Here is an 18,735-nt window from a genome sequence, read left to right on the forward strand (position 1 = left end):
GTTTCATGATCCCAGCCACCAGATACGGAACAGCGCAGGAGATGATCCTGGCGCCTGCGACCCCGGAAGGAGGAGCCTGCCTGTGGCAGGTCCGGGGTCGCGCTCTTGTTCTGGCTTTCATGTGTTTTGGATCGCCCGGTATCGCGCAGGACGGGAACCTGTTGCCGGTTCCATCCGGCCAGCCGGTGACACTTGAGGATGTTCTGGTCGATACCAACCCGGGTGAACTCTGGCTGCGGTTTCGATTTGTCGCGCCCAAGATCGGCGATGAGGTGGGCGGTATCGGCTATGACGTGGCCGCGACCGACATGGAGCATCTGTGTCAGACACTGGCCATTCCTTATGTCGCGCACCATCAACTCAGCCCGGCGCGGGTCGTGATCTCGCTGTCCGACCGCCCGGTGGAATTCGGCAACTCGTCTCCGGACGCGACGCAGTATTTTGAAGCCTACCGGTTGGAGCAATCCGCATGTATCTGGGAGGGACTCTGAACATGATTTCCCGATCTCATGTCGTCGGAGCATTCCGAGAAACTGATGCGGCTTTGGAGATACGCATGACACATTCATCCCTGCGCGGGTGCCCGTCGCGGACCGGTTTTTTGAACGAGGTGCCAGCATGTTGAAGCACCGTGGTTTTCCCGGGCGGCTGCCGGGAACCGATTTCCAGTTCACGATCCGCCGGGCAAATCCCAAGGGCGTGACGCCATTGACCCGTCGTGAACGCTATCGGGACCGAAAAGCCGCGGACAAGCGTGCCGATACGGCATTCCTCGAAGCATTGTGGGAGCATTTCGGAGATCAGCCGTTTGAACGCGGAAATCTGGACGCTGGTCGCCTCAGCTGGCTGTTCGGGCGCGAGGTCGTGCCTGCCGAGGATCCGTTCGATCCGGCCAGCTATGATGCGTTGCTGAAGATCGACTTTGAGACTGCGCGGCAATCCTTCCCCGATATCTTCGGTGGGGAGGCGTAGTTCAGCATGAGCCTTCAGCCAAATATTATGGGTTCATCTGCTTGGAGCGCGATCCGGCGGCGACCGGGTATGCGGTCCCGTCGGCGCCCAGTGATGGCTGAAGTCTGTGCCGGAACCCGTTGCAAACCGGGCTCTTTCGGCACGAACCTGCGCGCCGTTTCCGGGAATGGGCAATTTCCAGCCGGAATTTCCGGCGTTGCAATTGATCCGTTGGCGGCCGCATTTTTGCTGTGCAAGGTGATCGGGCCGTGCGGCTCGACTTTGCCTGCGCCGCACATGCACCTACTATTCCGTACCCCTTCCTTCCGCGGGCAGGACCGTGTTTCCAACACAGACCTGCCCGCGCTTTTCTTTGCCCGAACTGCGGAGCCAAGGCGGCAAAAACCTGCGCAAAGCCCTGTTTCACCCCGTTTGATATTGAATAACAAAGCCCGTTTCAGGCATTTGCTGTTCAATTCGACAAGAAACCAAAAGGGGCAGTATACATGCGAATCTCACGAGTTTTCCTTGCGCTCGCAACCTGTGGCGGGTTGGCAGCCTGCGGTGATTCAACCGGGGAACAGGCGCTGCTTGGCGGCGGTGTCGGGGCTGTCGGAGCTGCGGTTCTCAGCGCGGATCCGATCCTTGGCGCTGCGGTCGGTGCAGCCGGCAACGTGCTGTATTGCAAGACGCAAAACAACTGTAACTGATACCGGTTTTCCGGGGCGCGCGCCGTCCCGGTCATCATTTGACGGAACGCCGTTGCGGGGCATCAGCCCGGCAACGGCGTTTTCGTTTGTCCAGAACACAAAGACAGAGGACGTTCCATGTTCAACAAGATCCTGATCGCCAACCGAGGCGAGATTGCCTGCCGGGTCATCAAGACCGCTCGGAAAATGGGAATCGGCACTGTCGCCATCTACTCGGATGCCGACAAGCACGCGTTGCATGTGGAAATGGCCGACGAGGCGGTTCACATCGGCCCCCCGCCGGCGAACCAGTCCTACATCGTGATCGACAAGGTGATGGACGCCATCCGCCAGACCGGCGCGCAGGCGGTGCATCCGGGCTATGGCTTCCTGTCCGAAAACGCGAAATTCGCCGAAGCGCTCGAGGCCGAAGGCGTTGTGTTCGTGGGTCCTCCGAAAGGGGCGATCGAGGCAATGGGTGACAAGATCACCTCGAAGAAGATCGCGCAGGAGGCCGATGTCAGCACCGTTCCCGGATACATGGGCCTGATCGAGGATGCGGACGAGGCGGTGAAGATCAGCCAACAGATCGGCTATCCGGTGATGATCAAGGCCAGCGCCGGCGGCGGCGGCAAGGGCATGCGCATCGCCTGGAACGACGAGGAGGCACGCGAGGGTTTTCAAAGCTCGAAGAACGAGGCGGCGAATTCCTTCGGCGATGACCGGATCTTCATCGAGAAATTCGTGACGCAACCGCGCCACATCGAGATTCAGGTTCTGTGCGACACCCATGGCAACGGCATCTACCTGGGCGAGCGGGAATGCTCGATCCAGCGCCGCAACCAGAAAGTGGTGGAAGAGGCCCCGTCGCCCTTCCTGGACGAGGCGACCCGCCGCGCGATGGGCGAACAGGCCGTGGCGCTGGCCAAGGCCGTTGGGTACGCCAGCGCGGGCACGGTGGAATTCATCGTGGATGGCGACAAGAATTTCTACTTCCTGGAAATGAACACCCGCCTGCAGGTGGAACACCCGGTGACCGAGCTGATCACCGGTGTCGATCTGGTCGAACAGATGATCCGGGTCGCCGCGGGCGAGCCGCTGTCGATCACCCAGGATGACGTCAAGCTGACCGGCTGGGCGATCGAGAACCGGCTGTATGCCGAGGATCCTTATCGCAACTTCCTGCCCTCGATCGGGCGGCTGACTCGCTATCGTCCGCCGCAGGAGGTGGCCGCGGGGCCGCTACTGGAAAACGGCAAATGGCAGGGCGATGCGCCCAGTGGCGAGACAGCCGTGCGCAACGATACTGGCGTCTATGAGGGCGGCGAGATCAGCATGTACTATGACCCGATGATCGCCAAGCTGTGCACCTGGGCGCCGACCCGCGAGCAGGCGATCGAGGCGATGCGCGTGGCGCTGGACAGTTTCGAGGTCGAAGGCATCGGCCACAACCTGCCGTTCCTGTCGGCGGTGATGGATCACCCCAAATTCGTCAGTGGTGACATGACCACCGCATTCATCGCCGAGGAATACCCCGATGGGTTCAACGGTGTAGAACTGCCCGAAGGCGACCTGCGCCGCATTGCGGCCTCGTGCGCGGCGATGCACCGGGTGGCCGAGATCCGCCGCACCCGCGTTTCGGGCCGGATGGACAACCACGAACGCAAAGTCGGCAAGCGCTGGGTGGTCACGCTGCAGGGGCAGGAATATGCCGTGCAGGTGAATGCAGACCGCGACGGCGCCACGGTCAAGTTCGAGGGCGGTGCCGCCCTACGCGTCAGCTCGGACTGGACACCCGGCGACCAACTTGCGGTTCTGGACGTGGACGGCAGCCCGCTCGTGCTGAAGGTGGGCAAGATCTCGGGCGGGTTCCGCATCCGCAACCGGGGGGCGGACCTGAAGGTGCATGTGCGCCGGCCGCGCGCTGCCGAACTGGCCAAGCTGATGCCCGAGAAACTGCCGCCAGACACCTCGAAGATGCTGCTGTGCCCGATGCCGGGCCTGATCGTGAAGATCGATGTTGAGGTCGGCCAAGAGGTGCAGGAAGGTCAGGCGCTGTGCACGGTCGAGGCGATGAAGATGGAGAACATCCTGCGCGCCGAGCGCCGGGGCGTGGTGTCCAAGATCAACGCCGGTCCGGGTGACAGCCTGGCCGTCGATGACGTGATCATGGAGTTCGAATAACGCCCATGTGCGCTTGCCCGGAAAATGTGGGTTTTGCCCGTTCGGCCGCCATCTGCACCGTCGGTGCGGATGGGGCGGGCTTGGCAGACCCCTTCTGCCGGGCGGGTCTGGGTCGTCAGCGCCCCTCGCGCCGCTCGCGGACTTCGCGTTCGCGCAGGGGGGTCTTGTCGATGGACCGGCTGATCTCGCGCACGCTCCACGGCGTGGGCTTGCGCAGCTTCACCACACCGTCCTTGTCGACGAAGACCATTGCGAACCCGCGCGGGCGCAGTTGCGTCCGGATCGGGGATCGCGCCGAAGGGTCGGTGTCGGTCAGCACGATGACATCCCGGTCACGCATCATGTCTTCGCCCTCCAGCAACATGTCGATCTGCTGCTGGAACCGGGGATCGGCTGGCGTATCGGCGAACACCACTATGGGGCGGTGTGTCCAGAGAAACTCGTTCAGATCGCTGTCTCCGGCTGGCCGGATATATGCGGTTTCATCCGGGGCCGCACCGTCGGCGGCGACGGCAGCCACAGGCAAAAAAGCTGACAAAACAAGGGCAAGCGTGCGGGTCATGTGGTCTCCTGTTCCATTGAATATAGACCCAGTTGCCGCGAATGCGACCGGCGAAATGCGTGCGACGATCAAAAAATTGAATGATCGAACCTGCCGTGCGCCGGGTCGGCCCCTCCATATTCATACCCAGCCCCTCGGCGCGCCATTCGGGCCCGCGACGGGAACAGACAAGAGGATTACGCTATGACCGACACGAAGGATTGGCGCGCCCTGGCCGAAAAAGAGTTGCGTGGGCGCCCTGTCGAAGACCTCACCAAGACGACGCTGGAGGGGATCGAGGTCAAGCCGCTGTATACGCAGGACGACATCGAGAACCTGCCGCATATCGGGTCGCTGCCCGGCTTCGGGCCGTTCACACGCGGTGTGAAGGCAACCATGTATGCGGGCCGCCCGTGGACCATCCGCCAATATGCAGGTTTTTCCACGGCCGAAGAATCGAATGCCTTCTACCGCCGCAACCTCGCGGCCGGTCAGCAGGGCGTTTCGGTCGCCTTCGATCTGGCCACGCACCGCGGCTATGACAGCGACCACCCGCGCGTGGTGGGCGATGTGGGCAAGGCCGGGGTGGCGATCGACAGTGTCGAGGACATGAAGATCCTGTTCGACGGCATTCCGCTGGATCAGGTCTCGGTCTCGATGACGATGAACGGCGCAGTGATTCCGATCCTCGCCAATTTCATCGTCACCGGCGAAGAGCAGGGCCATGACAAGTCGGTTCTGGCGGGCACCATTCAGAACGACATTCTGAAAGAGTTCATGGTCCGCAACACCTATATCTACCCGCCCGAGCCATCGATGCGGATCATCTCGGACATCATCGAGTATACCGCGAACGAGATGCCCAAGTTCAACTCGATCTCGATCTCGGGCTACCACATGCAGGAGGCCGGGGCGAACCTGGTGCAGGAACTGGCCTATACCCTGGCCGACGGGCGCGAATATGTCCGCGCGGCCATCGACGCCGGCATGGATGTGGACAAGTTCGCCGGCCGTCTGTCGTTCTTCTTTGCCATCGGCATGAACTTTTTCATGGAGATCGCCAAGCTGCGCGCCGCGCGTACGCTGTGGCACCGGGTGATGACCGAATTCGGGGCCAAGTCGGACCGCTCGAAGATGCTGCGCACCCATTGCCAGACCTCGGGCGTTTCGCTGCAGGAGCAAGACCCGTATAACAACGTGATCCGCACGGCATATGAGGCGATGAGCGCAGTGTTGGGTGGCACACAGTCGCTGCATACCAACGCGCTGGACGAAGCGATTGCTCTGCCTACCGATTTCTCGGCCCGAATTGCGCGGAATACACAGTTGGTGTTGCAGGAAGAAACCGGCGTTACCGATGTGGTCGATCCGTTGGCTGGCTCCTACTATGTGGAAAGCCTGACCAATGAACTGGTCGAAAAAGCCTGGGCCCTGATGGAAGAGGTCGAGGAGATGGGCGGGATGACCAAGGCGGTTGCCAGCGGCATGCCCAAGCTGCGGATCGAGGAAAGCGCCGCGCGCCGTCAGGCCATGATCGACCGTGGCGAAGAAGTAATCGTCGGCGTCAACAAGTACCGCAAGGAAAAGGAAGACCCGATCGAGATCCTCGAGGTCGACAACCAGGCCGTCCGCGAGGCGCAGATCGCCCGGCTGGAACGCATCCGCGCGACCCGGGACGAGGCCGCCTGTCAGGCTGCGTTGGACGAACTGACCCGGCGCGCGAAAGAGGGTGGCAACCTCCTGGAAGCCGCCGTCGAGGCCGCGCGTGCCCGCGCAACCGTAGGAGAGATCAGCATGGCAATGGAAAAGGAATTCGGCCGTCATCGGGCCGAAGTGAAAACGCTGGCCGGTGTCTATGGCGCAGCCTACGAAGGTGACGAGGGCTTTGCCGCCATCCAGAAATCGATCGAGGAATTTGCCGAGGAAGAGGGCCGCCGCCCGCGTCTTCTGGTGGTCAAGATGGGCCAGGACGGTCACGACCGCGGGGCCAAGGTGATCGCCACCGCGTTCGCCGATATCGGTTTCGACGTGGACGTCGGTCCGCTGTTCCAGACCCCGGCCGAGGCCGCGCAGGACGCGATCGACAATGACGTGCATGTGGTTGGCATTTCCAGCCAGGCGGCGGGCCACAAGACGCTGGCACCGCAACTGGTGGAAGAGCTGAAAAAGGCCGGCGCCGAAGATATCATTGTTATCTGCGGTGGCGTCATCCCTCAGCAGGATTATCAGTTCCTGTATGATCACGGGGTCAAGGCCATCTTCGGGCCGGGGACCAACATCCCTGAGGCGGCACAAGACATTCTGCGCCTGATCCGCGAGGCGCGCGCCTGAACTGTGACTTTGGGGGGCTTTCTGCCCCCTTTTTCGCGATGCCTGCGGCCTCGGGCATTCACCCGCTGGGATGTTTGGTGTCAGACTAAGTGCCCAAGTCAGGCTTTTCATGGTATCCGATGGCATGAGGTCGGTTTTGGACGCTGGAGGCGCAATTATGGAGCTTGATCATCTGGCGGTGGCCGCGTCGACTTTGGACGAGGCGGTCGCGCATGTTGAGCATGCCTTGGGTATTCCGATGATGCCCGGTGGCAAACATGGAAAATTCGGCACCTACAACAAGCTTCTTGGGCTGGACGAGGGCCTGTATCTTGAAGCGATCGCGATTGACCCGGAAGCTGCCGATCCTGGGCGGCCACGTTGGTTTGATCTTGATCGTTTCTCGGGGCCGCCGCGGCTCAGCAACTGGGTCTGTCAGGTTTCGGATCTGCAGGCCTATGTCGATGGATTCTCAATCGACATTGGCGATATCCATGACCTTGATCGTGGTGCGTTGCGGTGGAAGATGGCGGTGCCAGGATCGGGGCGTTTGCCGTTCGACAACCTGTTTCCCGCTTTGATTCAGTGGCAAGGTGACCTGCATCCGGCTGGCATGCTGCGGGCCAGTGGCTGCCACCTGCGGCGGCTGGTGGTTTATCACCCGGACGCGCTGGATTTGGCGCAATTGCTCGGCCCGCTCGACAAGGTTGTTTTCGATTCCGGGCCTGCGGCTTTGCGGGCTGAATTTGAAACGCCGCACGGACCGCGGGTGCTGGAATGATCATTCGCCCGGCTCTGCCCCGGGATGCGGCTGAAATTGCAGAGATCACCAATTCGATCATCCGCGAGACGCTGATCACGTTTACCACGACCGAGCGAAGCCACGAAGAAATCGCGCGCGATATCGACGAGCGAGGGCTGGCGTTCCAAGTTGCCGAGCTTGACGGCCGTGTCGCGGGATATGCGACTTATGGCCGTTTTCGCTCGGGTCCCGGATATGCGCACAGCCGGGAACACACCATCCTGCTGGCTCCTGAAGGCCGGGGGCGGGGCGCGGGTCGCGCGCTGATCCGAGCCTTGGAGGAGGTGGCGCGATCGCAAGGCGTGCATGTTCTGGTCGCTGGAATCTCGGCCGAGAACCCGGGCGCGATTTCCTTTCATGCGGCGGTCGGTTTTGAGGCGGTCGGCCGAATGCCGGAAGTTGGTCATAAATGGGGGCGTTGGCTGGATCTTGTGCTGATGCAGAAAATTCTGGCCCCGGAATGAATGGTCGCACCTGACAGTCCGTACTCGGCGCGCTAGTGTGCGCTCATGTCGATCTGGTCCCGCATATCCGAGGCGCTGAGCGCGCTTGCCAAAGGTGAAAGCCTGACGGCCGTTTTTGAGAAGCTACGCACGCCGCCCGAACGTTCGGTGGCCTTCGCGATTGCTGTGATCGCCTTGGGCGCAAAGATGGCCAAGGCGGACGGGCAGGTGACCCGCGACGAGGTGACCGCTTTTCGCGAGGTGTTTCGTATTCCGCCGGAGGAAGAGGCCGGCGCGGCGCGCGTGTTCAACATGGCCCGGACGGATGTGGCCGGGTATCAGGAATACGCACGCAAGATCGCGCGCATGTTCGCCGAAGACAGCACCACCCTGTGCGACCTCATGGAGGGGCTGTTTCACATCGCCATGGCGGACGGGTTCTATCACCCCAACGAGAACGAGTTTCTGGAGGATGTGGCGCGGACTTTTGGCCAGACCGATGCACAGTTCAAAGCCCTGCGTGCGCGCTTCGTTCCAGATGCGCCCAAGGATCCCTACACCGTTCTGGGCGTGACCCCTGACACTCCACTACCCGAGATCCGAAAAATCTGGCGCAGGCTCGTGCGTGACACACATCCAGATGCGATGATGGCCCGTGGTGTTCCCGAAGAAGCAATTCGCCTTGCCGAAAAAAAGATGATCGACATCAACCGCGCCTGGGATGAAATCAACGGCGCGCGGGTCTGAGACGATGCGTCTGGCGACCTACAACATTGAATGGTTCGCCAATTTGTTCGACCGCAATGATGAACTGGTTGTCGATGACAGCTGGTCGGGCCGGCACAATGTCACCAAGGCACAGCAGATCGAGGCCATTGCGACGGTGCTGACGGCCGTCGACGCCGACGCCATGCTGATCGTCGAGGCGCCGAATACGGGCAAATCGCAAAACACGGTGCGCGCCTTGCAGCATTTCGCCGAGACGTTCGATCTGCGTACATCCAATGCGATCATGGGTTTCGCCAACGATACGCATCAAGAACTGGCCCTCTTGTATGATCCCGAGGCCCTGACCGCCCGGCACGACCCGAAAGGAGTGCAAGATGGCGGCCACGATCCCGACGATCTCCCACGCTTTGACCGCGAGTTTCGGATCGATCTGGACATTGACGCGACCGAGGATCTGGTGCGGTTTTCAAAACCACCCATGGAACTGGCGGTCCGAACCCGGGCCGGGTTCGAGTTCCGGTTGATCGGTGCACATCTGAAGTCCAAGGCACCGCACGGTGCCCAATCGCGCGACGAAGCCTTGCGCATCTCTATCGCCAACCGCCGCAAGCAGTTGGCGCAGGCTGTCTGGCTGTCGCGCCGGGTGCGCGCGCACATAGCCGCTGCTGAACCGGTGATCTTGCTGGGCGACTTGAATGACGGGCCGGGATTGGATGAATTCGAACATCTTTTCGGGCGGTCATCGGTGGAAATCCTTCTGGAAACCGGCCTGTACGATCCGCATCCCGCACAGGCACTTCGACCTCGGCCGGGCTGGATCCCATCGACCGCGCGCTTTGCCCGCCCGAAGGAAGGCCAATATCTTGAGGCGTTGTTGGACTACATCATGATCAGCGAGGATCTGAGGGTCCGCAGTCCGGTCTGGCGCATCTGGCACCCGTTCCGGGACGAGCACTGCTGGACGGTGCCGGAATTGCGCGATGCCTTGGTCACGGCCTCTGATCATTTCCCGGTGACGCTGGACATCGACATCTGACCCTTTCAACAACTGATCGCGCCCCTTATATTTCAGGTCATGAAACGATTGATGCTGATAGGTGCCACGGCCCTTTTTGCCGCGCCGGCCGCGGCCCAGGACGAAGGCGGTAAGTCCCTGATGGAGCAGGGGGCCGAACTGTTCTTCGAGGGCCTGCGAAAGGAAATGGAGCCCGCCCTTGAGGACCTTCTGGGGCTTGCCGAGGAATTCGGCCCGGCCATGCAGTCCTTTATCGAGGAGATGGGCCCGGCCCTTGCCGAGATCGGCGGCAAGGTCAAGGATTGGAGCGCCTATGAGGCGCCCGAGATGCTGCCCAATGGCGACATTATCATCCGCAGGAAACCGGACGTTCCCGACCAGCCCGACGAGGTTGCCCCCAAAGAGGACGACGAAGGCGCAACGGATATCTAATAGTCCAGATCAGCCCTAGATTTTGACGATCGGGCGTGATTTCAGCGCGTTCGCCAGTGACTCGAACCTTGCCTCGGCCACTTCGTTGAACAAGGGGCTGAGCGATTTGGGCAGATAAAACTCCAGTTCGCGTTTCTTGGGGTAGAACCGCAACTTTCCGGTGGCCGCGTCGTTCTGCATCCAGAGCATTGCGCCAAAACGCATGGCCTTTCCCAGAATCTCGGCCTGCTTCTGGTCGCGCTCGTCCAGCAGTTCGTACAGAGGGGCGAACCGGTTGCCCTCTCGCTTGTTCCGGTACCGATGCTGCAGGGCAAGTCCGATGAAGACACGTTCCGAGTGTTTCAGGCCGCCCAGGTTGGCGCGAGTCACATTGTCGAAACAGACCTCGGCCCGATAATCGGGGTGGGCGCGCCAGCTGACATCGTGCAGCAGGCAGGCCGCCTTGATCAGCCGAACTCGGGCCGGAGGGGCGGACCGGAACAGCGGCATCACGAAATCATAAAGATGCGGCCCGAAACCTGGCAGGCGAGCGTCCTTTTGTTCCGAGAACCGGCAGGCCTCGATCAAAGGGTCGCAATCCCGCAGAATCTGGGGCATCTGCTCGTACAACAGGCCCTCGCGGATACCATAGCTGGATATTGCGATGTCTTTGGGTTTGAAGGTGCGGATCAGCCGCGACAGCACGTCCATGGCGTAAGGGATCAGGGCCATCCGCGAGCTTGAGACCCCGGCCTGAGAGCGCAGGTGTTCGTGGTCGCCCTTTTCGATGAACTTGATCGTTTCGCGCACCTGCTTGGTGGTCATGCGGTATTCGTGCAGCACGTTCAGCGGATATCCGCGGCGCAGCATGTCCAACCTTGCAAAGGCTCGCCAGCTTCCGCCGACCAGGAACAGTCGGTCGCGCTGCGGCCCCATCTGGTCACGAAGCGCCTCGAGTGTTTCCTTGATGTGGGCCTTTCGGGCGCGGCGCCCGCCCTTGATATCCCGGAGTTTGAGCGGCCCCAGAGACGAGGACACGCACCGTCCGACCGATCCGCCGCCGATCTCTGCCAGCTCCATGGACGAACCGCCGATGTCGCAGATCAGGCCGTAGGCGCCCGGCCAGCCCAGCAGGACACCCTGAGCCGACAATCGGGCCTCTTCCTCGCCGTCGATGACCGAGATATGCAGCCCTGTCTCGGCCAGAACCTCCTGACAGAACTCCGGACCGTCTTCCGCCTCGCGCACGGCAGCGGTGGCTACAACGTGCAGTCCGGGCAGGCCAAGATCGCGGGACAGGTGTTCAAAGCGCCGCAGCGCCGCCAGCGCACGTACGCGACCGCGCGGGTTCAGCCTGCCGGTTTCCGACAGCCCGGCGCCAAGCTCGCACATGACTTTTTCGTTGTAGAAATAAGCGGGTGACCGGGCCGCGCCGTCAAAGATAACCATCCGAACCGAGTTCGATCCGACATCGACCACGCCAACGCGCGAGAGATCTCGGATTCCCGGATGGTCGAACAGCGGTCTTCCGAATGGTCCCCAGTCCGGGATCCTTGCAGCGCTCTGTTCCATGATCTCCCCAACGTTGCCTCGCGCAGGATGCGAAATCGGACCCCACGGGTCAATCACCGGAAACCGCCGTGTCGATTTCGTTGTTCAGAACGCGCACGGCCAAGGTCCGTGTGATCTCGCGCTTTTCTGCCAAAGCGACCTGATCAAGTTGGGCCACCACCTCGGCTGCGGTTTCAAACCGGCGATCCATGTGCTTGACGAGGTAGGCGATGACGTCCGGCCCCGGGTTCAGCTGTCGGTCGACGAACAGCTTGGCCAGAACCGCGCACAGCAAGGCATCATCGGGCGGATCAAGCGCCACATGATGGGCACCTTCCACCCGGCTTTGCAGGTCTGCCAGCGGCAGTTCCCAGTATTTGGGGGCAAGGCGCCCGGTCATCAGCAGGGCATGCCCCTCGGCCAGGACCAGATTGTGGAGGTGAAACAGGGTTTTCTGCTGGTCTATATCCCCGGCGATCATCGGGATGTCCTCGACCGCCACGGGACTTTGCGCAAGTGCGGGAACATCTTCGTGTTTCAGATCAGAGGCCTGCACGATACGCCCGCCTGTCTCGGCGGCCCAGACATGCGCAAGATGGGTTTTGCCCGATCCGGCCGGGCCGCTCAGGACCAGCTTGTTGCCCGGCCAAGAATTGGCCGAAATCATTGCGACGGCCAGCGCATTCGCGGGAGATACGAAAAAATCCTCGCGCCCCAGCGCCGTCATCGCCGGAAGATCAAAGCTCAGCTGTTTGGCCATTCACTCGCTTTCCGGATCCAGCTCGTCACGCCCCGTGTACAGGCGGCTTGTCAGATATTGTGAAGTTCCGAAACGTGCAAGCACGCCCAAGGCCGCAGCGACTGGAACGGCGATCAGCATGCCGACAAACCCGAATAGCGCGCCAAAAACGGACAAGGCCAGAAGCAACCAGACCGGGTGCAGCCCGACCGAGTCACCAACCAGTTTGGGCGTCAGGAAATTGCCTTCGACGACTTGGCCGATGGCGAATATCCCTGCCACCAGACCGATCGAGGCCCAGTCACCCCAGAATTGGAATAGCGCCAAGCCAATGGCCAGCGTACCGCCGATCAATGCGCCCAGATAGGGAATGAAGGTGACCAACCCGGCGATGAAACCGACCACCAGGCCGAATTGTAGGCCGACGATCATCAAGGCAACGGCGTAGTAGGTGCCCAGGATAAGGCAAACCGTACCCATGCCGCGCACGAACGAGGCAAGAACAGCGTCAATATCGGCGGCCAGCTTGCGGATCGTCGGCGCATGGTCCCGGGGCAGCAGATCGTTGATCCGGGCGATCATCCGGTCCCAGTCCAGCAAAAGGTAGACGGCCACGACGGGCACAATCACCAGAAGGACCACGATGTTCACCGCTGACCCGACCGAAGCCATGACCGTTTCGAGGATGTCGCCTGTTTTACCCTTCAGCGTGTCGCCCATTGAAAGAAGGAACTGGTGGGTGTTCGATTCCCGGTCCAACAGCGACGGGAATTGCCGCTCGACGAAGGCTCGCATTTCCTGGAACAGGCTGGGCAGTACGTCCACCAGATCGATCAGCTGAGTGATCAGGGCCGGAACCACCATCAGGATCATCAAGGCAAAGGCAAGAATACTGAAGACGGTAATGATCGCCGTCGCAGCCGCGCGGGAGAGCCCCATGTTCTCCAGCCGATCGGCTACGGGATCCAGGAAATAGGCCACTGCGCCGCCGATCACGAATGGCAGCAGAACGTCGCCCAGCAGCCACAACAGCAATATGAATATCGCAGCGGCGATGCCCCAATATCTGAATTGATCCCGAACCGGCAACGCCATCGCGGCCTCCTGACTGCGTCGTTGCCCTTGTTCTTGGCTGATGAAGGCCCGCGATGCAAGCGGTTCATGGATCAGTGTTTTTGTGTCTCAGTCGTGCAGAGTGCCCAGTTCCGGCGTGTCTTCGGCGGCGGTCTCGTCGGACCAGTTGGTGCGCCAGATCTCGGCGGACCAGTGACCGCAATGTACGGACGGGCGGTCAAATCCCGGCAGCGGCGGCAGCAGCGGAGAAACCACCACGTCGTGCCGTGGTACCGCGAAATAGGGAAAAGAGTAGCGCTCCTTTCCGGATCGGTTGACCACGCGGTGCGGGGTCGATTTCAGGCGCCCTCCGGACCAGAGCTCGAGCATGTCCCCGATGTTGACGACAAACCCACCAGTTGGGCAGTCGGGAGTGATCCAGCCGCCGCCCCGCGTCTGGACCTCCAGCCCACCCACCGGGTCAGGGGCGATGATGGTCAACGCGTCAGTGTCCTTGTGGGGGTGGATGCCATAGCCGCCCTCTTCCGGGGCCTGCGGCGGGTAGTGCAGCAAAGTCATGTTGGTCAACGGGTCGCGGAACGCATTCCGCAGGCTGCCCGCAGGCAGTTCCAGCCCGGCCTCCAACGCGCCCAGCAAGCTGTCGGCCACCTGATCCAGTCGCGCCCAGTATTCCAGGATGATACCATGCGCATCCGGTATTTCTGCGGGCCAGAGGTTGGGTCCGTACAGCGCGCAATCCCGGCGGATGGGCGCATCTTCGGCCACTTCATGGTGCAGCTTGTAGCCCTCATACTTGTCCGCATGTCCCGATCCGTCATTGGGGGTGAAAAACCCCATCGGGATATATCCGCGATAGTTCTCGCGGGTGATCGCCTGCTGCCATTTGCTGGCTTCGTCCACGTCGAAGATTGCGCGAACGCAAACCCGGACCCGCTCGACCAGCTCTGGCGGGATGCCGGTGCCGGTGATCGAAAGGAAACCTATCCCGGTGCACGCATCCATAACCTGCTGGACGGTATTTCCGTGGTGAGGGTGGGCCTCCTGCAACAAAGGCGCAGTGTCGATCGTCGGGATGCGTTCCATCAGTGGATCCTCACGCCTTGTCTGGCCAATTCGGAATGAACCGGAGTCAGGTTCAATTCGGACAGATCCTGATTGCTTTTCAGTGCGATGGCGGCCGCGATGCCGGCCCCTTGGCCCATCACCGCGCAGCAGGCCATGTTGCGCGTCGCCGCGTGGGCGATGCGGTCGGCCCCGTGAGACCGGCCAGCCACCAGCAGCCCGCGCACCCCCTTGGGCAGCATCGAGCGGTAGGGTACCTGCGTGTAGCGCCCGGTGGTGGGCAGGATCAGGATGCCGTAGCCGTCGATGAACTCGGGGTAGATGCCGATCGTGTCCTCGAACCGGCCCTGGTGGCGTACGTCGTCCTCGGTCATGTTGTAGACCGCGTCGATCTTGCGGGTGTCACGGATGCCGATGGTCATGCCGAAGTTTCGCAGCCGTGCATTTTCGCATCCGGGCATGAACCGGCGCAGAGCGTCAATCGCCAGCATGGTCTGGCGGCGGCCCTCGATCTCGCCCCTGGTCAGGCTGTCCGGGTCCGTCCCGTCGATCCCGGCCAGGTGGATCAGGTTCATATAAGTCAGCTCGCCCGTGTCATGCATTGCGCCCCAGGTGCCCGCGATGGTGTTCAGATGCGCCGGAATGAGGCCTTGGTCGATGGCCTGCTGAAACGGCTTGTAGACGAAGGGCGAAAACATGTCGTCCTCCTTGCCGCTGGTCTCGATGTTCCATTCACCGCCGCCGCCCCAGTCCTTGTAGGTCTGCGGGTCGGCCTTTACGCCCTCCATGAAGGCGCGCTTGTCGACCCCGGCCAGGTGGAACATGACCGAGGCCGCCATCATCTGTTCCGGCTCGGTCTTGCGGGTCGGTGCGCCGGCACGGTGGGCCACGTCGGCATCACCCGTGGCGTCGATCACGATGCGGGCAAGGATTGCCTCGCGCCCCGCCTTCGACTCGGTGATCACACCGGTGATCCGGTCGCCGTCCATGATCGGGGCCACGAACTGGCGATGCAGCATCGGGCGGACCCCGGCCTCTTCCACCAACCGGTCAGCCACCAGCTTGAAACCCTCGCTGTCCAACTCGTAGCTCAACGATTGGCTTTCCGGGACCGCCGCGCCCATCTCCTTGGCGCGTTGCTCGAATTCCCATCCGATGCCGCCGGCCTCGATGGTCTTGTCGTGCCTGTACCAGGCAAAGCCCTCGACCCCGACGGCGGTGATATTGCCGCCCATGCAGCCGAAACGGTCCAGCAGGGCGACCTCGGCCCCGGCGCGCGCGGCAGCAAGCGCCGCAGCCAGCCCTGCCGGGCCAGAGCCCACCACCAATACGTCAGTCTTGTGCACCACGGGGATGTCTCGGGCGGGTTCGCGGATGGTCTGCATCGGGGCCTCGTCTTCAGAAGTCTTCCCACTGTTTCGAGACCTGATTGGCGGGTCAATCAAAATTCCGACTGACCTGAGGTCGCAAATCCGCCATTGCCCGATTGCCCCCGGCGGGGCTTTCGCATAATCACGTGGCCGTGGAATTCTCACCTGCAAGGTAAAAACATGCGCCTCAGCCGTTACTTTCTGCCCGTACTCAAGGAAAACCCGTCCGAGGCCCAGATCGTCAGCCACCGGCTGATGCTGCGCGCCGGGATGATCAAGCAGGCTGCCGCCGGGATCTATTCGTGGCTGCCGCTTGGCTTCAAGGTGCTGCGCAAGCTGGAAAACATCGTGCACGAGGAGCAGATCCGCGCCGGGCACATCCCGATCCAGATGCCGATCCTGCAATCGGCCGATCTGTGGCGGGAATCCGGGCGCTATGATGATTACGGTCAGGAAATGCTGCGTATGCAGGACCGCCATGGCCGCGATATGCTCTATACCCCTACCGCCGAGGAACTGGTCACCGACATTTTCCGCGGTCACGTCAGCAGCTACAAGGACCTGCCGCTGACGCTCTACCAGATCCAGTGGAAGTTCCGCGACGAGATCCGCCCCCGTTTCGGCGTGATGCGCGGCCGCGAGTTCTACATGAAGGACGGCTACAATTTCGACCTGACGAAAGAGGACGCGCTGCACGCCTACAACCGCCACCTGGTCAGCTATCTGCGCACCTATGAACGTATGGGTCTGCAAGCGATCCCGATGCGCGCCGACAGCGGCCCGATTGGCGGCGACGATACGCATGAGTTCCTCGTGCTGGCGGATACCGGCGAATCCGAGGTGTTCTATGACAGCGCGGTCACCGACATTCGTCTGGGCGAGCGCGACATCGACTATGACGACAAGGCCCAGTGCCAGGCGATCATGGAGGAGTTCACCTCGCTCTACGCCCGCACGGATGAGACCCATGACGAGGCCCTGTTCCAACAGGTGCCCGAGGAACGCCGTCGCAGCGCGCGTGGCATCGAGGTGGGCCAGATCTTCTATTTCGGCACCAAGTATTCCGAGCCAATGGGCGCCACCGTGCAAGGCCCCGACGGCAAGCAGGTTCCGGTGCACATGGGTAGCCACGGCATCGGCGTCAGCCGCCTGATCGGCGCGATCATCGAGGCAAGCCACGACGACAAGGGCATCATCTGGCCCGAAGGCGTGACCCCGTTCCACTGCGGCATCGTCAACCTGAAACAGGGCGATGACGAGGCCGACGCGGCCTGTGACAAGATCTACAAGGCGCTGACCGCGCTGGGGCTCGAGCCGCTCTATGACGACCGCAACGAGCGGGCAGGGGGCAAGTTCGCCACGATGGATCTGATCGGCCTGCCCTGGCGCATCACCGTCGGCCCGCGCGGGTTGAAGAACGGAGTGGTCGAGCTGACCAGCCGCCGTACCGGCGAAAGCGAAGAACTGAGCCCCGAGGCCGCCGTAACCCGCATTGCCGAGATCTATGAGCGCACCGTCTGAAACCGAAAATACTCCGCTGATTTCGGTCATTACGGTTACCCGTAATCTGATCGAGGCAGGTCGCGAAGATGCGGTGCTGGAGACCCTGCGCGGCGTTCAATCGCAGTCGTTCCGCAATATTGAGCACATAATTTGGGATGGTGAATCTACGGATGGAACCCAAGAACTTCTGAAGGGTGCAATCGGGGGCATTGCATGCAATCCCGATCCAATTCCAGTCCGCTACTTTTGCGGTCCTGACAAGAGCCTGTACGATGCAATGAATAAGGCGGTAGACCTGTGTAGTGGCGAGTATGTTCTATTCTTGAACTCGGATGATCGTCTACCCGGGCCGGACTGCCTTCAAAAAGTTTCAAGAATAATCGGTGAGAGGCGGCCGGATTTCATATATGGCGAAACCGTTTTTGTCGAAAAGGACGGTCGCGAGCGCCATGCCCGTCGACTTACACTGAAGTCAGTTCTGCAAAGAATGCCATTCGGGCACAATGCTATGCTCGTTCGCGCGAGTGTCTTTCGGGAGCTAGGCGGGCATGACCTACAATTTCATAGCGTCGCTGACTACGATATGATCTTGCGTATGATTATGGCCGGATACAAGGGGCTACGGGTTCAGGTGCCTTTGTCGGTTTTTCAAAAAGGCGGTGTTTCTGCGGATACCGTAGCAGCCGGTTCAGAAATGGCTCGTTGTTGGGAAAAAAACTTTGCTGCATATTGCGACATTTCAAGTTATTCGCACGACGAGCGGGTCGAATGGTACCACATGGGTCAGCTTCCGATTCCGGTGGCTTTGGCGATCCTGCGGCAATCGATAGCACAGCCAGTTATTGCCCGCGCTGCATTATACAGCCTTGCCAAGTCTCTACGCCGGTCCGTCCAGTTCTGGCGGCGGTACTAGGACCCGCCCGTCGCCGGACGCGCGCGAAGAAGTTCCCCATCCGCCCTGTCACCTCGGGCGACCACGACGGGGCGGCCCATACGTCGGACCAGATCCATCAATTCGATGTCCAGGAAGCGCAACCCGCAAAGCCGTTTGCCGGTCGCGCGGTCCATCAGGCACATACGCCCGCTTTGGAATGCCAGGCGATAGCCTTTTTCGCGCAGCGTGTCGGCAAGACCGGCCCAACTGGCCGCGCCAGCAAACAGCGGACGGATGACGGCCCGCAGCAACGCCGCGGTTTCGCAATCCATGTCCTGAGAAGTGATCGTCGTGGCTGGCGCACCAACCTGTTCAATTTCCTTTTCAATATTCATGAGCGACCCCCGCTCTTTAAAATGTATTCCCCCACAATCAGGGTGCCAAAATTTCTTTAAAGAAGCAAAATGCGAAACAAAGTTGCTGTGAA

General features: G+C 61.3%; 19 protein-coding genes. 12 read left to right on the forward strand and 7 right to left on the reverse strand.

Translation table 11 applies throughout. From position 1 onward, the window contains the following. Window positions 1–5 precede the first annotated feature (5 nt). The 4 genes from ACR3EK_RS03900 to ACR3EK_RS03915 all read left to right on the forward strand — a co-directional run bounded on the left by ACR3EK_RS03900 (window position 6) and on the right by ACR3EK_RS03915 (window position 3,824). Window positions 6–491, forward strand: a complete 486-nt coding sequence (locus tag ACR3EK_RS03900) for a DUF6497 family protein (RefSeq protein WP_480632728.1) — start codon at window positions 6–8, stop codon at window positions 489–491. A 127-nt stretch (window positions 492–618) separates the two neighbouring features. After that, window positions 619–972 carry a hypothetical protein gene (locus tag ACR3EK_RS03905; protein WP_170340793.1) on the forward strand — a complete coding sequence of 118 codons (354 nt, stop codon included), beginning with the start codon at window positions 619–621 and terminating at the stop codon, window positions 970–972. A 485-nt stretch (window positions 973–1,457) separates the two neighbouring features. Continuing rightward, the gene (locus ACR3EK_RS03910) at window positions 1,458–1,661 is read left to right on the forward strand and encodes a hypothetical protein (RefSeq protein ID WP_093964781.1); all 204 of its coding nucleotides are present in this window, start codon (window positions 1,458–1,460) and stop codon (window positions 1,659–1,661) included. 117 nt (window positions 1,662–1,778) lie between these two features. Continuing rightward, on the forward strand, window positions 1,779–3,824 hold the full coding sequence (locus tag ACR3EK_RS03915) for an acetyl-CoA carboxylase biotin carboxylase subunit (protein WP_170390970.1): 2,046 nt from the start codon (window positions 1,779–1,781) through the stop codon (window positions 3,822–3,824). Between the two features lie 115 nt (window positions 3,825–3,939). Here the strand turns inward: ACR3EK_RS03915 and ACR3EK_RS03920 are convergent, their stop codons facing one another. After that, on the reverse strand, window positions 3,940–4,386 hold the full coding sequence (locus ACR3EK_RS03920) for a DUF4174 domain-containing protein (protein ID WP_170340796.1): 447 nt from the start codon (window positions 4,384–4,386) through the stop codon (window positions 3,940–3,942). A 144-nt stretch (window positions 4,387–4,530) separates the two neighbouring features. Here ACR3EK_RS03920 and scpA point away from each other — a divergent pair, with 144 nt between their 5' ends. The 6 genes from scpA (at window position 4,531) to ACR3EK_RS03950 (ending at window position 10,096) form a co-directional block, all read left to right on the forward strand. Next, window positions 4,531–6,696 (forward strand): methylmalonyl-CoA mutase, encoded by a 2,166-nt coding sequence (gene scpA, locus ACR3EK_RS03925; protein WP_480634001.1) that lies wholly within the window; start codon window positions 4,531–4,533, stop codon window positions 6,694–6,696. A gap of 157 nt (window positions 6,697–6,853) precedes the next feature. Further along, entirely contained in the window at window positions 6,854–7,456 is a 603-nt protein-coding gene (locus ACR3EK_RS03930; protein WP_480632729.1) for a VOC family protein, read from the forward strand. Continuing rightward, a complete protein-coding gene (locus ACR3EK_RS03935; RefSeq protein WP_170340801.1) occupies window positions 7,453–7,941 on the forward strand; it encodes a GNAT family N-acetyltransferase in 489 nt (162 codons plus the stop codon). Before ACR3EK_RS03930 ends, ACR3EK_RS03935 begins: the two co-directional genes overlap by 4 nt. Before the next feature lie 45 nt (window positions 7,942–7,986). Beyond that, complete coding sequence (locus tag ACR3EK_RS03940) at window positions 7,987–8,667, forward strand: TerB family tellurite resistance protein (RefSeq protein ID WP_480632730.1); 681 nt, start codon at window positions 7,987–7,989, stop codon at window positions 8,665–8,667. Between the two features lie 4 nt (window positions 8,668–8,671). Next, entirely contained in the window at window positions 8,672–9,685 is a 1,014-nt protein-coding gene (locus tag ACR3EK_RS03945; protein ID WP_170390975.1) for an endonuclease/exonuclease/phosphatase family protein, read from the forward strand. Window positions 9,686–9,724: 39 nt separating this feature from the next. After that, window positions 9,725–10,096: a hypothetical protein gene (locus ACR3EK_RS03950; protein ID WP_170340211.1), complete on the forward strand. Its 372-nt coding sequence runs from the start codon at window positions 9,725–9,727 to the stop codon at window positions 10,094–10,096. A gap of 15 nt (window positions 10,097–10,111) precedes the next feature. Here ACR3EK_RS03950 and ACR3EK_RS03955 read toward each other — a convergent pair whose 3' ends face one another. From ACR3EK_RS03955 to ACR3EK_RS03975, 5 genes are all read right to left on the reverse strand, one after another. After that, window positions 10,112–11,647: a Ppx/GppA family phosphatase gene (locus ACR3EK_RS03955; RefSeq protein WP_480632731.1), complete on the reverse strand. Its 1,536-nt coding sequence runs from the start codon at window positions 11,645–11,647 to the stop codon at window positions 10,112–10,114. Between the two features lie 49 nt (window positions 11,648–11,696). Beyond that, window positions 11,697–12,386: an HdaA/DnaA family protein gene (locus ACR3EK_RS03960; RefSeq protein WP_170357244.1), complete on the reverse strand. Its 690-nt coding sequence runs from the start codon at window positions 12,384–12,386 to the stop codon at window positions 11,697–11,699. Further along, window positions 12,387–13,460, reverse strand: a complete 1,074-nt coding sequence (locus ACR3EK_RS03965) for an AI-2E family transporter (RefSeq protein ID WP_170357245.1) — start codon at window positions 13,458–13,460, stop codon at window positions 12,387–12,389. Window positions 13,461–13,547: 87 nt separating this feature from the next. Further along, a complete protein-coding gene (locus ACR3EK_RS03970; RefSeq protein WP_480632732.1) occupies window positions 13,548–14,522 on the reverse strand; it encodes an isopenicillin N synthase family dioxygenase in 975 nt (324 codons plus the stop codon). Beyond that, a complete protein-coding gene (locus ACR3EK_RS03975) occupies window positions 14,522–15,886 on the reverse strand; it encodes an FAD-dependent oxidoreductase (RefSeq protein ID WP_480632733.1) in 1,365 nt (454 codons plus the stop codon). Before ACR3EK_RS03975 ends, ACR3EK_RS03970 begins: the two co-directional genes overlap by 1 nt. 165 nt (window positions 15,887–16,051) lie before the next feature. Between ACR3EK_RS03975 and proS the strand changes: the two genes are divergently transcribed. Then, entirely contained in the window at window positions 16,052–17,392 is a 1,341-nt protein-coding gene (gene proS / locus ACR3EK_RS03980; protein ID WP_170585661.1) for a proline--tRNA ligase, read from the forward strand. Then, window positions 17,376–18,287, forward strand: coding sequence for a glycosyltransferase family 2 protein (locus tag ACR3EK_RS03985; protein WP_480632734.1), 912 nt, complete (start codon window positions 17,376–17,378; stop codon window positions 18,285–18,287). The genes proS and ACR3EK_RS03985 overlap by 17 nt, the downstream gene beginning before the upstream one ends. On the opposite strand, the gene ACR3EK_RS03990 is transcribed toward ACR3EK_RS03985, so the two are convergent. Then, entirely contained in the window at window positions 18,284–18,643 is a 360-nt protein-coding gene (locus ACR3EK_RS03990) for a hypothetical protein (RefSeq protein ID WP_480632735.1), read from the reverse strand. The genes ACR3EK_RS03985 and ACR3EK_RS03990 overlap by 4 nt on opposite strands. Window positions 18,644–18,735: the final 92 nt, after the last annotated feature.

The sequence above is a fragment of the Ruegeria sp. BC8 genome (assembly GCF_056535705.1).

Excerpts from the sequence above, each read along its gene's own strand:
- ACR3EK_RS03960 (WP_170357244.1), bottom strand. The coding sequence starts at position 12,386 with ATGGCCAAACAGCTGAGCTTTGATCTTCCGGCGATGACGGCGCTGGGG.
- ACR3EK_RS03920 (WP_170340796.1), bottom strand. The coding sequence starts at position 4,386 with ATGACCCGCACGCTTGCCCTTGTTTTGTCAGCTTTTTTGCCTGTGGCT.
- ACR3EK_RS03985 (WP_480632734.1), top strand. The coding sequence starts at position 17,376 with ATGAGCGCACCGTCTGAAACCGAAAATACTCCGCTGATTTCGGTCATT.
- ACR3EK_RS03955 (WP_480632731.1), bottom strand. The coding sequence starts at position 11,647 with ATGGAACAGAGCGCTGCAAGGATCCCGGACTGGGGACCATTCGGAAGA.
- ACR3EK_RS03965 (WP_170357245.1), bottom strand. The coding sequence starts at position 13,460 with ATGGCGTTGCCGGTTCGGGATCAATTCAGATATTGGGGCATCGCCGCT.
- ACR3EK_RS03935 (WP_170340801.1), top strand. The coding sequence starts at position 7,453 with ATGATCATTCGCCCGGCTCTGCCCCGGGATGCGGCTGAAATTGCAGAG.
- ACR3EK_RS03905 (WP_170340793.1), top strand. The coding sequence starts at position 619 with ATGTTGAAGCACCGTGGTTTTCCCGGGCGGCTGCCGGGAACCGATTTC.
- ACR3EK_RS03915 (WP_170390970.1), top strand. The coding sequence starts at position 1,779 with ATGTTCAACAAGATCCTGATCGCCAACCGAGGCGAGATTGCCTGCCGG.
- ACR3EK_RS03900 (WP_480632728.1), top strand. The coding sequence starts at position 6 with ATGATCCCAGCCACCAGATACGGAACAGCGCAGGAGATGATCCTGGCG.
- ACR3EK_RS03945 (WP_170390975.1), top strand. The coding sequence starts at position 8,672 with ATGCGTCTGGCGACCTACAACATTGAATGGTTCGCCAATTTGTTCGAC.
- ACR3EK_RS03990 (WP_480632735.1), bottom strand. The coding sequence starts at position 18,643 with ATGAATATTGAAAAGGAAATTGAACAGGTTGGTGCGCCAGCCACGACG.
- proS (WP_170585661.1), top strand. The coding sequence starts at position 16,052 with ATGCGCCTCAGCCGTTACTTTCTGCCCGTACTCAAGGAAAACCCGTCC.
- ACR3EK_RS03940 (WP_480632730.1), top strand. The coding sequence starts at position 7,987 with ATGTCGATCTGGTCCCGCATATCCGAGGCGCTGAGCGCGCTTGCCAAA.
- ACR3EK_RS03930 (WP_480632729.1), top strand. The coding sequence starts at position 6,854 with ATGGAGCTTGATCATCTGGCGGTGGCCGCGTCGACTTTGGACGAGGCG.
- ACR3EK_RS03970 (WP_480632732.1), bottom strand. The coding sequence starts at position 14,522 with ATGGAACGCATCCCGACGATCGACACTGCGCCTTTGTTGCAGGAGGCC.
- ACR3EK_RS03975 (WP_480632733.1), bottom strand. The coding sequence starts at position 15,886 with ATGCAGACCATCCGCGAACCCGCCCGAGACATCCCCGTGGTGCACAAG.
- ACR3EK_RS03950 (WP_170340211.1), top strand. The coding sequence starts at position 9,725 with ATGAAACGATTGATGCTGATAGGTGCCACGGCCCTTTTTGCCGCGCCG.
- ACR3EK_RS03910 (WP_093964781.1), top strand. The coding sequence starts at position 1,458 with ATGCGAATCTCACGAGTTTTCCTTGCGCTCGCAACCTGTGGCGGGTTG.